General features: G+C 63.1%; 13 protein-coding genes. 4 read left to right on the top strand and 9 right to left on the bottom strand.

The genetic code is table 11. The features are described from left to right. Nucleotides 1–12 precede the first annotated feature (12 nt). Nucleotides 13–3,603 (bottom strand): indolepyruvate ferredoxin oxidoreductase family protein, encoded by a 3,591-nt coding sequence (locus tag QQS38_RS24660; RefSeq protein WP_479647970.1) that lies wholly within the window; start codon nt 3,601–3,603, stop codon nt 13–15. 409 nt (nt 3,604–4,012) lie between these two features. Between QQS38_RS24660 and QQS38_RS24655 the strand changes: the two genes are divergently transcribed. Then, nucleotides 4,013–4,327, top strand: a complete 315-nt coding sequence (locus tag QQS38_RS24655; RefSeq protein ID WP_479647969.1) for a hypothetical protein — start codon at nt 4,013–4,015, stop codon at nt 4,325–4,327. A 77-nt stretch (nt 4,328–4,404) separates the two neighbouring features. On the opposite strand, the gene hppD is transcribed toward QQS38_RS24655, so the two are convergent. Next, nucleotides 4,405–5,502, bottom strand: a complete 1,098-nt coding sequence (gene hppD / locus QQS38_RS24650) for a 4-hydroxyphenylpyruvate dioxygenase (RefSeq protein WP_479647968.1) — start codon at nt 5,500–5,502, stop codon at nt 4,405–4,407. A 162-nt stretch (nt 5,503–5,664) separates the two neighbouring features. Between hppD and QQS38_RS24645 the strand changes: the two genes are divergently transcribed. After that, complete coding sequence (locus QQS38_RS24645; RefSeq protein ID WP_325339995.1) at nt 5,665–6,156, top strand: Lrp/AsnC family transcriptional regulator; 492 nt, start codon at nt 5,665–5,667, stop codon at nt 6,154–6,156. A gap of 158 nt (nt 6,157–6,314) precedes the next feature. Here the strand turns inward: QQS38_RS24645 and QQS38_RS24640 are convergent, their stop codons facing one another. The 7 genes from QQS38_RS24640 to paaA form a co-directional block, all read right to left on the bottom strand. Beyond that, complete coding sequence (locus QQS38_RS24640; RefSeq protein ID WP_479647967.1) at nt 6,315–6,986, bottom strand: GNAT family N-acetyltransferase; 672 nt, start codon at nt 6,984–6,986, stop codon at nt 6,315–6,317. 257 nt (nt 6,987–7,243) lie between these two features. Continuing rightward, nucleotides 7,244–7,852 carry a TetR/AcrR family transcriptional regulator gene (locus QQS38_RS24635; protein ID WP_479647966.1) on the bottom strand — a complete coding sequence of 203 codons (609 nt, stop codon included), beginning with the start codon at nt 7,850–7,852 and terminating at the stop codon, nt 7,244–7,246. Between the two features lie 170 nt (nt 7,853–8,022). Beyond that, nucleotides 8,023–9,111, bottom strand: coding sequence for a 1,2-phenylacetyl-CoA epoxidase subunit PaaE (paaE, locus tag QQS38_RS24630; protein ID WP_479647965.1), 1,089 nt, complete (start codon nt 9,109–9,111; stop codon nt 8,023–8,025). 4 nt (nt 9,112–9,115) lie between these two features. Continuing rightward, complete coding sequence (gene paaD / locus QQS38_RS24625; RefSeq protein WP_479647964.1) at nt 9,116–9,682, bottom strand: 1,2-phenylacetyl-CoA epoxidase subunit PaaD; 567 nt, start codon at nt 9,680–9,682, stop codon at nt 9,116–9,118. Between the two features lie 39 nt (nt 9,683–9,721). Next, a complete protein-coding gene (paaC, locus tag QQS38_RS24620; protein WP_479647963.1) occupies nt 9,722–10,525 on the bottom strand; it encodes a 1,2-phenylacetyl-CoA epoxidase subunit PaaC in 804 nt (267 codons plus the stop codon). Nucleotides 10,526–10,532: 7 nt separating this feature from the next. Further along, nucleotides 10,533–10,817 carry a 1,2-phenylacetyl-CoA epoxidase subunit PaaB gene (paaB, locus tag QQS38_RS24615; protein ID WP_479647962.1) on the bottom strand — a complete coding sequence of 95 codons (285 nt, stop codon included), beginning with the start codon at nt 10,815–10,817 and terminating at the stop codon, nt 10,533–10,535. Nucleotides 10,818–10,873: 56 nt separating this feature from the next. Continuing rightward, nucleotides 10,874–11,872, bottom strand: coding sequence for a 1,2-phenylacetyl-CoA epoxidase subunit PaaA (gene paaA, locus QQS38_RS24610; RefSeq protein WP_479647961.1), 999 nt, complete (start codon nt 11,870–11,872; stop codon nt 10,874–10,876). Nucleotides 11,873–12,068: 196 nt separating this feature from the next. Between paaA and QQS38_RS24605 the strand changes: the two genes are divergently transcribed. After that, complete coding sequence (locus QQS38_RS24605; protein WP_479647960.1) at nt 12,069–12,251, top strand: hypothetical protein; 183 nt, start codon at nt 12,069–12,071, stop codon at nt 12,249–12,251. 184 nt (nt 12,252–12,435) lie between these two features. Next, on the top strand, nt 12,436–13,725 hold the full coding sequence (locus QQS38_RS24600; protein ID WP_479647959.1) for an SGNH/GDSL hydrolase family protein: 1,290 nt from the start codon (nt 12,436–12,438) through the stop codon (nt 13,723–13,725). The last annotated feature ends 317 nt before the right edge of the window (nt 13,726–14,042 follow it).

The following is a 14,042-nucleotide window of genomic DNA, read 5'->3' as shown; positions in this document are numbered from 1 at the left end:
TATGGGCGCACCTTACGCCGCGTGGCGCGTTGCACCGCCGTCAGGCTTGCGCCACTTGGCGATGAGCTCGTTCCACTTCACTCGCACCGCCTTCAGGTTGTTTTCCTTCACGTGCCCGTAGCCGCGAATCGCATCGGGCAGATTCGCCAGTTCGATCGCGAGTGCGACGTTCTCGGCTTTGAGCCCAGCGATCAACTCGCGCACGAGCGCCTCGTACTCGCCGATCAACGCCCGCTCCGTGCGACGCTCTTCCGTTTTGCCGAACAGGTCGAAGGCCGAGCCGCGCAGGAACTTCATCTTCGCGATCAGCTTGAATGCGGACAGCATCCACGGGCCGTACTGCTTCTTCACGAGGTGGCCCTTGGCGTCCCTCTTGGCAAGGAGCGGCGGCGCGAGATGATAGTTCAGCTTCCAATCTCCTTCGAACTGCTCCTTCAGTTTCGCAAGGAACGCCGGATCCGTCTGCAGGCGCGCGACTTCATACTCGTCCTTGTACGCCATCAGCTTGTACAGATTGCGGGCGACGGCTTCCGTCAAAGGCTCGCTCACGGCGCTGCCGTCGTTCAGCGCGCGTTCGGCCGCCCGTACTTGCGAGACGAGGCTTTCGTAGCGCTCGGCGTACGCCGCATCCTGGTAGGCGGTCAATAGTTCGACGCGCTTGGCGATCAGCGCGTCGACCGACTTCTTCGTATGCAGCGAGATAACCGTCGCGCCCGCGTCCTGCTCACCCGCAGCAGGCTTGGCCGCGCGCTCGACGCTCGCCAAATCGTACGCCGCGCGCCGGCCCCATTCGAACGCGGCGAGGTTCTTCTCCACTTGAACGGCGTTCAGCTCGATCGCGCGCACGAGCGAGCGATGCGAGAGCGGCAGCCACCCGCGCTGCCATGCAAAGCCGAGCACGAACGGGTTGGTGTAGATCGCATCGCCAAGCAACGCGACGGCGAAACGATTCGCATCGATCAGATCGACCTGCTCGCCGGCGGCCGCGCGCACGTCTTGCTCCGTGCTCGCGCCGGGGAAGGTCCAGTTCGGATTCTTGATGAACTCGGCCGTCGGCGTCTTCGAACTGTTGACGACCACGCGCGTCTGGCCGACCTTCATGCGCGAGGTGCATTCGTCGCTGGCCGTCACGATCGCATCGCAGCCGATCACGAGGTTGGCCTCGCCCATCGCGATCCGAGTCGCATGGATGTCGGTGGGCGTATTGGCGATTTGCACGTGGCTCATCACGGCGCCGCCCTTTTGCGCGAGCCCGGTCACATCGAGCACGGTCACGCCCTTTTGCTCCAAGTGCGCGGCCATGCCGAGCAGCGCGCCGATCGTCACGACGCCCGTGCCGCCCACGCCCGTGACGAGCACACCGTACGGGCGTGCGATTTCGGGCAGCGCCGGCTCGGGGATCGCCGGCAGATCGCTGCTGGCTTTCGCGCCGACCGCTTTGGGCTTGCGCAACTGCCCGCCTTCCACCGTCACGAAGCTCGGGCAAAAGCCCTTCAAGCACGAGAAGTCCTTGTTGCAGCTCGATTGATTGATCTGACGCTTGGTGCCCAGTTCTGTTTCGAGCGGCTCGACCGACAAGCAATTGGACTGGACGGAGCAGTCGCCGCAGCCTTCGCAGACCGCTTCGTTGATGACGACGCGCCGCGCCGGATCGGGGAACTCGCCTTTCTTGCGGCGGCGGCGTTTCTCGGTCGCGCAAGTCTGATCGTAGATGAGGATGGTCGTGCCTTCGATCTCGCGCAGCTCTCGCTGCACCTCATCGAGCTGATCGCGATGGTGGATCGTCACGCCCGGGGCAAGCAGCGTCGTGCCGTGGTATTTCTGCGGCTCGTCGGTGACGATGACGATCTTCTTTGCGCCTTCCGCGGCAAGTTGATGCGTGATCTGGGGCACCGTCAATACGCCGTCGACGGGTTGGCCGCCCGTCATCGCCACCGCGTCGTTGTAGAGAATCTTGTAGGTAATGTTCGCCTTCGCCGCAATCGCCGCGCGAATCGCCAGCAGTCCCGAATGGAAGTAGGTGCCGTCGCCGAGATTGGCGAACACGTGCTTTTCATTCGTGAACGGCGCTTGGCCCGTCCAGGCCACGCCTTCGCCGCCCATTTGGCTGAACGTGCTCGTATTGCGGTCCATCCAGACCGTCATGTAGTGGCAGCCGATGCCTGCCATCGCGCGCGAGCCGTCGGGCACGTTCGTCGACGTGTTGTGCGGGCAACCGGAGCAGAACCACGGTTTGCGCTCGGCCGTGACGCGCGGCTTGGCCAGCGCTTTCTCCTTGGCCTCGATCACGGCGATGCGCGCCGCGATGCGCTCGCGCACATCGGAGGGCAATTCGAATTTTTCGAGACGCGTGGCGATCGCCTTCGCGATCAGCGCGGGCGAAAGCTCGTAGTGGGCGGGCAGCAGCCAGTTGCCCATCGGCACGGACCACTCGCCGCCCGCGCCGTCCTTCTCGTCGAACTTGCCGAACACGCGCGGGCGCTGGGCGTCGGGCCAGTTGTACAGCTCTTCCTTGATCGCGTATTCGAGAATCTGGCGCTTCTCTTCGACGACCAGAATCTCGTCGAGCCCGCGTGCGAAGGCTTGCGCGCCTTGGGCTTCGAGCGGCCAGACGCAGCCCACCTTATAGAGCCGAATGCCGATGCGGGCACAGGTCTCGTCGTCCAGGCCAAGGTCGACGAGCGCCTGGCGCACGTCCAGATACGCTTTGCCGCCCGTCATGATGCCGAAGCGCGCCTGCGGCGAGTCGATCTCGACCCGGTCTAACTTGTTCGCGCGCACATAGGCGAGCGCCGCGTACCACTTGTAGTCGAGCAGCCGCGCTTCTTGCACGAGCGGCGGATCGGGCCAGCGGATGTTCAGGCCGCCGTCGGGCATGATGAAATCGGTCGGCAGCACGATCTGCATGCGATGCGGATCGATATCGACGGAAGCGGACGATTCCACCACGTCCGTCACGCATTTCATCGCCACCCACAGGCCCGAGTAACGGCTCATGGCCCATCCATGCAGGCCGAAATCGAGGTATTCCTGAACGTTCGACGGAAACAGGACGGGTAGGCCGCACGCTTTGAAGATATGTTCGGATTGGTGTGCGAGCGTCGAAGACTTGCACGCGTGGTCGTCGCCGGCGAGCACCAGCACGCCGCCGTGGCGCGAGGATCCGGCCGAGTTGCCGTGCTTGAGCACGTCGCCGGAGCGATCGACGCCGGGGCCTTTGCCGTACCACATCGAGAACACCCCGTCGTATTTCGCGCCGGGGTAAAGATTGACTTGCTGCGTGCCCCAGACGGCCGTCGCGGCGAGATCTTCGTTGATCCCGGGCTGGAACACGACATGATTGGAAGTGAGATGCTGCGTGGCCTTCCACAGGGCGAGGTCGAGACCGCCGAGCGGCGAGCCGCGATAACCGGAGATGAACCCGGCCGTATTGAGTCCGGCGGCTTGATCGCGCGCGCGTTGCAGCATGGGCAGACGCACTAGCGCCTGGATGCCGCTCATATAGGCGCGGCCGCGTTCGAGCGTGTATTTGTCGTCGAGCGTGACGGAAGATAGCGCAGCTTCGAGCGAGGCTCGCTGACCTGCGTCCAGCGGGGCATTCATTATGTTGACTCCTCAACCCTGTTTGGGATCACCAAAACGTCTCAGCCTGGCGCATCTTGTGGATGCTTCGGCCGGGGCCGCCATATTGGCGGATTTTTTGCGATGGTAGCACTGGTGGAAACCCGCCGCAGTAGTCAAAAATAGTGCCACCGCTTATCTGACAAGACTTCCCCGGTGGTCCTATATCTCAAAAATGGTGCGTGACGCCGCTGTGTCACGCGGGCGTTTCCTTCTGTAACGCCGGTAACGTGTTGTTTAAAGGGTGGAGCGAGCTTGGCCGACCTGGTCTAATCTCCCCACCCGCCGCTCATTGGCGGGCACGCGCTCCGACCGACGCTGGGATCGATGGCTGCGCGAGGCGTCCTTGGCGGATGGCATGCCATGGCGCCCTTAAATATAAGGAGTACAGATGGAAAAGCGACATGTTCAGACCTTCCTCATGATTTCCGCGGCTTTTTTCGCGATGAGCTTGCCGGTGCGCCAGGCGCAAGCCGGCGTGATCGCGGCGGCCGTATCGCGCACGATGGCGCAGGCCGGCATCGGCGCGAGCCCGGCCGAAGCTTGGGCCGCGTCGCTCGGCGAGGGGAAGGCGTCGCGCACGCCGTTCGCGGCGCGGCCGATTGCGCGGGCTAGCCGCGCGCATGCCTCGAGCGTCGAAGCGGCTGCGGCCAAGCGTGAAGACGCGGGCGCTGCCGCGAATACGATGCCCATCGCCCTGATGTGATCGCATTGCCGCGCTGTGTAGCCGCGGCGTATCCCCTCCAGAGCGCGGCGGCGTTACGCCGTCGCGCATCCAACCCCTCAGGCCTTGTCCTGCACGACCCCGCGGCGGATCTGATCGAGTTCGATCGACTCGAACAGCGCCTTGAAGTTGCCTTCCCCGAAACCCTGGTTGCCCTTGCGCTGGATGATCTCGAAGAAGATCGGGCCGATTTGGTTCTCGGTGAAGATCTGCAATAGCAGATCGCCTTTTTCCCCGTCGATCAAAATCTTGCGCTTCTTGAGTTCGTCGAGCGGCTCGCCGTGGCCCGGGATGCGACGATCGACGAGTTCGTAGTAGGTATCGATCGTATCGAGCAGCTTGATGCCGGTGGAGCGCAGTCCGTCCACGGTGCGATAGATGTCGGATGAGCCGAGCGCGATATGTTGAATGCCTTCGCCGTGATAAGCGTCGAGGTACTCCTGAATCTGACCGGCCGTCTCCGATCCTTCCTCGTTGATCGGAATGCGGATCTTGCCGCAGGGCGAGGTCATCGCTTTGGATTTGACGCCCGTCACCTTGCCTTCGATGTCGAAATAGCGGATTTCGCGGAAATTGAACAGCCGCTCATAGAAGGCCGCCCATTCCTGCATGCGTCCGCGGTGGACGTTGTGCGTCAAGTGATCGATGTAGGTGAGGCCGTGGCCGACCGGACGCGACGCCGCGCCCGGAATCGGTTCGAAGTCGACGTCGTAGATGTCGATATCGCCGACGCTGCCGGCCGGCGCACCGTTCTTGCCGCGCCAACGATCGACGAAGTAGATCAGCGAATCGCCGATTCCTTTGATGGCGGGGATGTTCAACTCCATCGGGCCGGTCTTGTTGTCGAAGCCCCAAGCGCCGAGGTCGAGCGCGTGCTTATAGGCCTTGGCGGCGTCCTGCACCCGGAACGCGATGGCGCAGATCGACGGCCCATGCAGCCGCGCGAAGCGCTGAGCGAACGAATCGGGCTCTGCGTTGATGATGAAATTGATTTCGCCTTGTCGGTACAGCGTGACGTCTTTGTGCCGATGGCGAGCAATTGCCGTAAAGCCCATTTGTTCGAACAGCTTGCCGAGCGCCTTCGGATCGGGCGCCGTGTATTCGATGAATTCGAAGCCGTCCGTGCCGACAGGGTTATCCCACGTTTGAACCTGCATGCTTGTCTCCGTCGTTCGGGTCTTGGTGTGGCCTAGCGTCGCAGGCCACGAAGAATAGACGCAAGTGTATAGCGACGGTCCGAACAAAAATTTGCGAACTCGTTCTGCGTCGACTACGATTGCGCAACTTTCTGTCTCAATAAACCCAAGAGGAATAAAAAAATGGCTGAGATCGAATTGGATGCCGTCGACAGGCGCATCCTCGCCTTTTTGCAGGAAAACGGGCGCGCATCCAACCAAGACATCGCGGAACGCGTCAACCTCTCGCCGAGCCCTTGCCTTCGGCGTATTCGACGGCTCGAGGAAGCCGGCGTGATACGCGGCTACGTCGCACTGCTCGATCCGCAAAAGCTGGGCCTTGGGTTGCTCGCTTACGTCAACGTCCGCTTGGAGAAACGCGGCGGCGCGACGGGCCATGCCGGCACGACGCACGCCGAGCTCTTTCGAGCGGCCGTGCAATCATGGCCGGAAGTGGTCGCCTGCCATGCGATGACCGGAGAGATGGACTACTTGTTGCGCGTGCAGGTCAAGGACATGATCCATTTTTCGCGCTTCGTGCAGGATCAACTGCTGCATCATCCGTCGGTAATCGACGTTAAGACGAGTTTCGCTTTGGAATCGTTCAAAGAAACGACCGCTTTGCCGATCCTATGAGCGATCGGCGCCGGCTGGCCGGGGTGTGCCTGTTTGGAAGGGAGGGGCGGCGAGGCGGCGTAAGCCGCCTCGTCGCGCGCACCGCACAGGGGAGAGCAGTGCGCAGGGGGAACAGGTTCGAACCAGCTCGAGCGGGAGCGGCGAAGCGAGTCGCTCGATTAGGCGAGTGCCTCGGCCGGCATCATCGCCTCGATGATGCGCGCCGTATTGCGGGCTTGGCGCTTGATCGCATAGTCGAATAGTGCCGCTTGCTCTTGCAGCATCTCGGTGATGATGCTGGTTTGATCGGCCGGCGGCAGCGTCAGGTAAGCATCGGCGCTGCCGTATGCATACTCGATCTTCATCCCGGCCTTCTTGGCGATGTGCATCATCGTGGTGTTGCGCGACAGGCAATACATATAGAGCGTCGTGACGCGCGTATTGCGGCCATGCATTGCCGCGCGCGCGAACAGCTTGGACCCGACGCCCATCCCGCGCGAGCTTTCGAGCACCGACACGCCGAACTCGGCGGTGCGATTTTCACCTTCGGCCGGCAAGTAGGCGAGATGGCCCACGCCCACGAGTGCGAGCCCGCGATCGTAGACGCCGAAGACCTTGTCGCGCGTGAAATCGATCGATTGCACATAGTGTTCGATCACATGATCGGGCGCTGCCTGGCCGAAGCGCAGGAGACGATCGTCCGCGTTGAGCGCGAGAAAGTGCGTCAACAGCTGATCGCGGTCGCCTGCCGTCAACTCGCGCACGAGCACGTTCTCACGATGCGCCGCATGCGCACGGCGCTCGTGCTGCTCGGTCGACGCGGCGGTGCGAGTAGAGGGCTGCGGGTTCATCGTGGATTCTCCTTTCGTCGTGCGTCTCTTGCTGCGACGCAATGCGAATTCTACCCGATGCGCATGGGTAGCACTAGGGAAAACCCGAGTGCAACCCCGAGGCGATCCTCTATCCGGCTGCCAATGTCCGCCTAAGTCCTTGAATTATAGGTATAAAATGCTGTGTTGCGGCGACGCGTCGCGTCATTTTGACCGATGTGATGTGAAGATTTTAATGCTGCGCTGCAGCGTTGACCGCGTGTGCCCCGTGACCCCGGTCACTCGCCTGCGGGAACGAGGCCGTGCTCCAGGACCTGCACGACTTGATCGGCAAACTCGCGATAGCCTAGGCGCCCGCCCGGCTTGAGCCAAGTGAAGGTCCAATTGATCATCCCGAACACCATCATGGTGAGCGCTGTCTGGTTGTCTTTGGTGACGCGGCCGGGGTACGCGCGCGCGAGTTGGCGGGCGAACGCGGCGACGATGTCGCGCTGACGATCGAGGATGACTTCCCTCTGGCTTTCCACCAGGTATTTGACGTCGTTGAGCAGCGCGACGTGCCGGCTGTGCGAGGTCTCGTACTCGATCAGAAACGCCCGCACGAGTTCGGCGAACGTTTCGCGCTCGGACAGCCCGCGCCGTTGGCTCGACCCTTCCACCTCGGCGATGATCAGCATCAGCCGCTTGGTGTAGCGGTCGAGCAGATCGAAGAGGATCGCTTCCTTGCTTTCGTAGTAGTGATAAAGCCGTGCTTTCGACGTGCCGCTGGCCGCTGCCAGCTCGGCCATCGACGTGCTGGGATAGCTTGTTTGTGCGAAGGCGTTGGCGGCGAGTTCGAGAATCTGCTCGCGCTGAGTATCGTGATCGGGTGCTCGGGTACGGGCCATGGTTGTGTGGTCGTTGGGGGCCGGCCCAGGCGCGAGAGTCGCGTTGGAAGCGTATTGATCGTTGCTTTGCACGCTAGCGGCGGGTGAGCCGCCGCTAGCGCGGCCTCGGACCGCCGCGGCGCTAGTTTAAGCGAAACGCGGCTGAGTGAAGCACGCGGCCGGTCCGAACTTCAACGCTCGTCGAAGCTGACGACGACGCGTTCGCTAACGGGATGGCACTGGCACGTCAGCACGAAGCCATCGCGAAGCTCCTGCGCTTCGAGCGTGTAGTTCTTATCCATCTTGACTTCCCCCTCGAGCACCTTGGCCCGGCATGTGCAGCACACGCCGCCCTTGCAGGCATACGGCAGCGCGAGACCGGCGTGCAAGCCGACGTCGAGCAGGCTCGCCCCTTGATACGGCAGCCGCATCTTGCGGCGATTGCCGTCGATGACGATCTCGAGCTCGGCGGCCGGCGTGTCGTCCGTGATCTCGACGACAGGGGCGCCCGCTTGCGGCAGTGGCGTGCCGAACCGTTCGACGTGAATCTTCGATTGCGCCACGCCCGCCGCCTTCAGCGCCGCTTCGGCCGCATCCATCATCGGTGCGGGGCCGCAGATGAACGCTTCGTCGATGGCGGGCGCGGGTAAGAGCGTGTCGAGAAACGCGGCGCATTTCGCTTGATCGAGAACGCCGTTGAATAGCTCGACGTCCTGCATGTCGTCGGACAGAACGTGGTACAGGACGAAGCGGTTCATGTAGCGATTCTTCAGATCCTCGAGCTCTTCCGCGAACATGATCGAGTCAACGCTGCGGTTACCGTAGATCAGCGTGAAGGTGCTGCGCGGCTCGACCTCGAGCGTCGTTTTCACGATCGCGAGCACGGGTGTGATACCGGAGCCGCCGGCGAAAGCCACGTACTGCTTGCCTTGTTCGGCGTTCAGATGCGTGAAGAAGCGGCCATCGGGCGTCATGACTTCGACGGTATGACCCGCTTGCAGCGTATCGAAGGCGAAGTTGGAAAAGCGGCCGCCACGCACGCGCTTGATGCCGATGCGCAATTCGCCGTCGCGGTCGTAGTCGGTGACGCCGACGCAGATCGAATAGGAGCGCCGCGTTTCCTCACCATCGACGTGCGCCTTCAGCGTCACGAATTGCCCCTGCGTGAAGCGGTATTGTTCGCGCAGTTCGGGCGGCACTTCGAACGAGACGGAAACCGCGTCGGCGGTTTCCGGCCGCACCTCGCGGATGCGCAGCGAATGAAATTGCGGGGTCGACATGGGTTCAGTAGGGTTTGAAGTAATCGAAGGGTTCGCGGCAATCGAGGCAGCGGTAAAGGGCTTTGCACGCTGTCGAGCCGAACTGCGCCAAGCGCTCCGTGTGGGCCGAGCCGCAGCGCGGGCAGGCGGGGGCGGTGACGGGGCGCGGAACGAAGCGGACCGCTTGCTCATGGGCAGGCGCGCGCCCGCACTGGCCGCCGGGAGGCGCGATGCCGTACGCGCGCAGTTTCTCGCGCGCCTCGTGCGTGATCCAGTCAGTCGTCCATGCCGGCGCGAGGACCGTTTTGATCCGATGCGGGGTCAAGCCGGCGCGATCGAGCGCTTGCCCGATATCCTCGGCAATGTGCGCCATAGCGGGGCATCCCGAGTACGTCGGCGTAATGACGACTTCGACCGCGCCATCTTCGGCCCGCTCGACACGGCGCAAAATGCCCAGTTCTCTGATCGATACGACCGGAATTTCCGGGTCCGGCACCGATTCGAGCACCGCCCAAGCGCGAGCAAGGGCTACGTCCTGGTTCGGGGGCGGGCTCGAGGCGGCGCGTTCGAAGTGATCGGGGCTGCGTAACATTGGACAGACCTCAACGGGGCGAATGTGGGATGGGCTCGATCACCAGGTCGCGCCGGGATGCTGGCGGGCAAGGCTTTGCATTTCCGCGAGCAGAAATCCCATGTGCTCGGAGTGCTCGCCGTGCTTGCCGGTGGTCACGTGTTGCACCGGCTCGGGTAGCGTCAGCGTGGCCTCTTCCAACGCCGCTTGCACATCGCGCTGCCAGTTCGATTCGAAATCGGCGGCGCGCACGCCGATACCGGTTGCCGCGACGGCGTCTTCCAGCGCGTCAGGTGTGAAGCACTCGCGCATGTAAGGCATCAAATGGTCCAGCGCCGCTTGCGCGCGCCGATGCGATTCGTCCGTGCCGTCGCCAAGCCGGATCAGCCATTCGCGGGCATGTTCGAGCTGATAGCGCGTTTCCTTGATCGACTTCGATGCAATCGCGGCGAGCTGCGCATCCTTCGAGCGTTCCAGCGCGCTCCAGATATGAGCCATCAGGGCGGTGTAGAGGTAATTGCGCACGATGGTCACCGCGTAATCGCGATCGCTGCGGGCCGTGCCGCTGAGCGGCCCGCAATGGGGCAGCTCGACCAACGTGTAGTTGGCGAACTCGCGTTCGGCGCGAAAGTACGCGTAGTCGTCCTCGGTCTTCTTCGAACCGGTGAGCGCGTGCTCGAGCGTCGCGGCGTGCGAGTAGAGCATGCGCGCTTGGCCGATGAGATCGAGGCTCATATTGGCGAGCGCGATGTCTTCTTCGAGCACCGGCCCGTGTCCGCACCATTCGGCGTTGCGCTGACCGAGGATCAGCGCATTGTCGGCGAGCCGCAGCACGTAGGAAAGATGTTCGGGCGTGGTCGTCATGACTCTCTTACATGTGGTTGACTGCGTCGGGCAGCGTATAGAACGTCGGGTGCCGGTAGATTTTGTCGCCGGCCGGCTCGAACAGATCGGCCTTTTCGCTCGGGTTCGAAGCCGTGATTGCAGCGGCCGGCACGACCCAGATGCTCACGCCTTCCTGGCGCCGCGTGTAGACATCGCGCGCCATGCGCAGCGCCATCGACGCGTCGGCGGCGTGCAGGCTGCCGCAATGCTTATGGTCGAGGCCCTGCTTGCTGCGCACGAACACTTCCCAAATCGGCCATTCCTTGTTCATGGATTCACTCCTGGATACTTGATAGAACGAACGCGCTTCCCGTGAGGCGCGACGCCTCAGGCCGCCGCTTGTCGCGCGCGGCGGCGGGCTTTGTCTGCATGGGCGAGGGCCGCTTCGCGCACCCACGCGCCGTCCTCGTGCGCCTTGACGCGCGTGGCGAGGCGCTCCTTGTTGCAGGGGCCGTCGCCGCCCACGACGCGCCAAAATTCCTCCCAGTCGATCTCGCCGTAGTCGTAATGGCCGCGGGCCTCGTTCCACTTGAGGTCGGGGTCGGGCAGCGTGACGCCGAGCACTTTGGCTTGCTCGACCGTGGCATCGACGAACTTCTGCCGCAGATCGTCGTTCGAGATGCGTTTGATGCCCCACTTCGCCGACTGATTGCTGTGAACCGAATCCTTGTCGCTCGGGCCGAACATCATCAGCACGGGCCACCACCACCGGTCGACCGCTTGCTGCACGAGGTCGCGCTGAGCGTTCGTGCCTTTCATCATCGCGAGCAAAGCATCGTAGCCTTGACGTTGGTGGAACGACTCTTCCTTGCAAATGCGGATCATTGCCCGGGCGTAAGGGCCATACGTGCAGCGGCACAGCGGAATCTGATTCATGATCGCGGCGCCGTCGACGAGCCAACCGATGACGCCGACATCGGCCCACGTGGGCGTCGGGTAGTTGAAGATGCTCGAATACTTGGCGCGGCCGCTGTGCAGGGCGTCGACGAGTTCGTCGCGCGAGACGCCGAGCGTTTCGCATGCGCTATACAGATAAAGCCCGTGGCCGCCTTCGTCTTGCACCTTCGCGAGCAAAATGGCCTTGCGCTTCAGACTGGGCGCGCGCGAGATCCAGTTGCCCTCGGGCAGCATGCCGACGATCTCCGAATGCGCATGCTGCGAGATTTGCCGCACCAGGGTCTTGCGATAGGCGTCGGGCATCCAGTCCTGCGGTTCGATCTTGCCGTCGGCGCCGATGACGGCGTCGAAGCGCTGCTGCTCGGGCGTGCTCGCGCCCGCATCGAGCGGCGCCACATTGCCCGGAATGTCGAGGGATTGCGTATACATGGGGAACGGTCCCGTCCTGAGTTGTACGTTGACGCGAGTATAAACCAACCGACCGGTCGGTTAATAAATTATTTCGTTAGGGGTAATGCGGATGCCGAGTTGCTCGGAAGAGTGGCGGCGATTCGCGACGGAGGGCATGGCGGCTGCTAGACTGAACTGAAAGCACTTCCTCCGTCGTGATGACTGCATTGCAACCATGACCACCGTCTATTTCGTGAAAAGCGGCGAGCAGTACTTGGGCCCGGGAGAGGATGGCGACATCGGCTTTACGCCTTCAATCGAAGAAGCCGAGCGCTTTCTCTCTTATGAGGAGGCCGAGCGCGCCGCTCACGAGAACGCCGAGCCCGGCTATCAAATCATCGCGCGGCATTCGCCGTGATGGCGTCCTGCGCGAGCGCGCGGGCGGGCGGGGCCCGCTCGTGCCGCGCGACATTGGGATGCCGTGGCCGGTCCATCGACCGTCCATCGACCGCCGATTGCTCAGCTAGGACCCGCGCGCCTACCGCAGGTTTCGTCCCTCAGGCACAATCCGCGCTACCTCAACGCTTCTCCATCCGATCTCGATGGCTTTCACTTCTCGTCCGAAACGGTGGCGCGCTCGCGCGATCGCATCGATTGCGCTCATCGTCGCTTGCCTTGACGGTTCGGCGCTCGCGGCCCCGCGCTCTGGCGGTTGGGTGACCGCTTGGGCGAGCGCGATTCAATCGATCCCCGATTTGTCGGATCCGCCGCCGCTCTACCGCACCCCGGACGTTGCCGGTCGAACGGTCCGGCAGATCGTCTATCCGACGGTGTCTGGACGCAGCGTGCGCGTCCATTTGAGCAACGCACTGGGTAGGGCGCCGCTCATGCTCTCCGCCGTAGCCTTGGCGCAGTCGGCGGGCGGTGCGTCCACGCGCCCCGGAACTTCGGTGCGCGTGACTTTCGGCGGCAAACCGTCGATCACCTTGAAGCCCGGAGCGGAAGCCGACAGCGACCCGATTTCGACCACGTTGACGGCCGGCGAGGCGTACGCGATCAGTTTGGTCGCAGGACCCTCGCAGATCATGACGGCCTGGCATCGCGTCGCCAACCAGATCAACTACGTGTCGACGCCCGGCGATCATTCGGCGGACGTCGCGCCAGATGCGTTCCCGCGCAAATTCACCGAATCCGCTTGGGTGAGCGCCCTCGACGTCGACGTACAGACCTCCAGCGCGGGCGCGATTGCTGCGATCGGCGATTCGATCACCGACGGGCTGCGCTCGAGCCTGAATCGAAATCGCCGCTGGCCGGACGCGTTCGCGCGCCGGCTCGAGCAAGCCGGCGCCGATCGAACCGCGGTTCTGAATCTGGGGATCAGCGGCAACCGGCTGTTGAGCGATTCGCCGTGCTATGGCGAGGCGCTCGAGCGCAGGTTCGAGCGCGATGCACTGGGACACGCCGCGGTGACGGCGGTCATCGTGCTGATCGGCATCAACGACATCAACTTTGCGTCGATGCCGCCGCGCGCGGGCCTCGATTGCGACTTCCCGCACACCTCGGTCAGCGTGCGCGATCTGACGGACGGCTACCTGCGGTTGATCGAGCGGGCGCACCGCAGAGGCGTGCGCATTTTCGGTGCGACATTGCTTCCTGCTTCGTTGCCGCCGGCGCGCGAAGCGGTGCGCACCGCCGTGAACGGTTGGATCCGCGGCAGTGGGGCTTTCGACGGCGTGGTGGACTTCGATGCCGCGTTGCGCGACCCCGTGCATCCCGAGCGCTTGCAGCGACGATTCGACAGCGGAGATCACATTCACCCGAGCGACGAGGGGTATTCCGCGATGGCTGCCGCGATCCCGTTGGCGCTGTTCGCAACGGCGGCGCGCCGTTAGAAAAAAGATGCGTCATACCCTTGTCATGGGGCCGTGTTTGACCTACTATTCGCCTCCTCCTCTGAGGGGCGGCGATGAAACGAGCGCCGGCGGCAACGAGTTTTAAGCGAAGTGCTAAAAAACAGTTGACGCGATGTGAAAGACTCTGCATAATCTCGTTTCTCTGCTGCTGACGCAGCAACGCAAGACGGGCGGTGCTAGAAAGGCTTCTTTCGGTGCTGGTTGGTTGAGCGACGCGATCTTTAAAAATTTACAGTCGATAAGTGTGGGCGCTTGATGGCGAACGCGAGGTTGGGTCTTCGGATCTGGCCGATAAG

It is taken from the genome of Trinickia sp. Z7 (assembly GCF_056498045.1).
This window is presented reverse-complemented; position numbering and strand designations above follow the sequence as displayed.

Excerpts from the sequence above, each read along its gene's own strand:
- QQS38_RS24660 (WP_479647970.1), bottom strand. The coding sequence starts at position 3,603 with ATGAATGCCCCGCTGGACGCAGGTCAGCGAGCCTCGCTCGAAGCTGCG.
- QQS38_RS24655 (WP_479647969.1), top strand. The coding sequence starts at position 4,013 with ATGGAAAAGCGACATGTTCAGACCTTCCTCATGATTTCCGCGGCTTTT.
- hppD (WP_479647968.1), bottom strand. The coding sequence starts at position 5,502 with ATGCAGGTTCAAACGTGGGATAACCCTGTCGGCACGGACGGCTTCGAA.
- QQS38_RS24645 (WP_325339995.1), top strand. The coding sequence starts at position 5,665 with ATGGCTGAGATCGAATTGGATGCCGTCGACAGGCGCATCCTCGCCTTT.
- QQS38_RS24640 (WP_479647967.1), bottom strand. The coding sequence starts at position 6,986 with ATGAACCCGCAGCCCTCTACTCGCACCGCCGCGTCGACCGAGCAGCAC.
- QQS38_RS24635 (WP_479647966.1), bottom strand. The coding sequence starts at position 7,852 with ATGGCCCGTACCCGAGCACCCGATCACGATACTCAGCGCGAGCAGATT.
- paaE (WP_479647965.1), bottom strand. The coding sequence starts at position 9,111 with ATGTCGACCCCGCAATTTCATTCGCTGCGCATCCGCGAGGTGCGGCCG.
- paaD (WP_479647964.1), bottom strand. The coding sequence starts at position 9,682 with ATGTTACGCAGCCCCGATCACTTCGAACGCGCCGCCTCGAGCCCGCCC.
- paaC (WP_479647963.1), bottom strand. The coding sequence starts at position 10,525 with ATGACGACCACGCCCGAACATCTTTCCTACGTGCTGCGGCTCGCCGAC.
- paaB (WP_479647962.1), bottom strand. The coding sequence starts at position 10,817 with ATGAACAAGGAATGGCCGATTTGGGAAGTGTTCGTGCGCAGCAAGCAG.
- paaA (WP_479647961.1), bottom strand. The coding sequence starts at position 11,872 with ATGTATACGCAATCCCTCGACATTCCGGGCAATGTGGCGCCGCTCGAT.
- QQS38_RS24605 (WP_479647960.1), top strand. The coding sequence starts at position 12,069 with ATGACCACCGTCTATTTCGTGAAAAGCGGCGAGCAGTACTTGGGCCCG.
- QQS38_RS24600 (WP_479647959.1), top strand. The coding sequence starts at position 12,436 with ATGGCTTTCACTTCTCGTCCGAAACGGTGGCGCGCTCGCGCGATCGCA.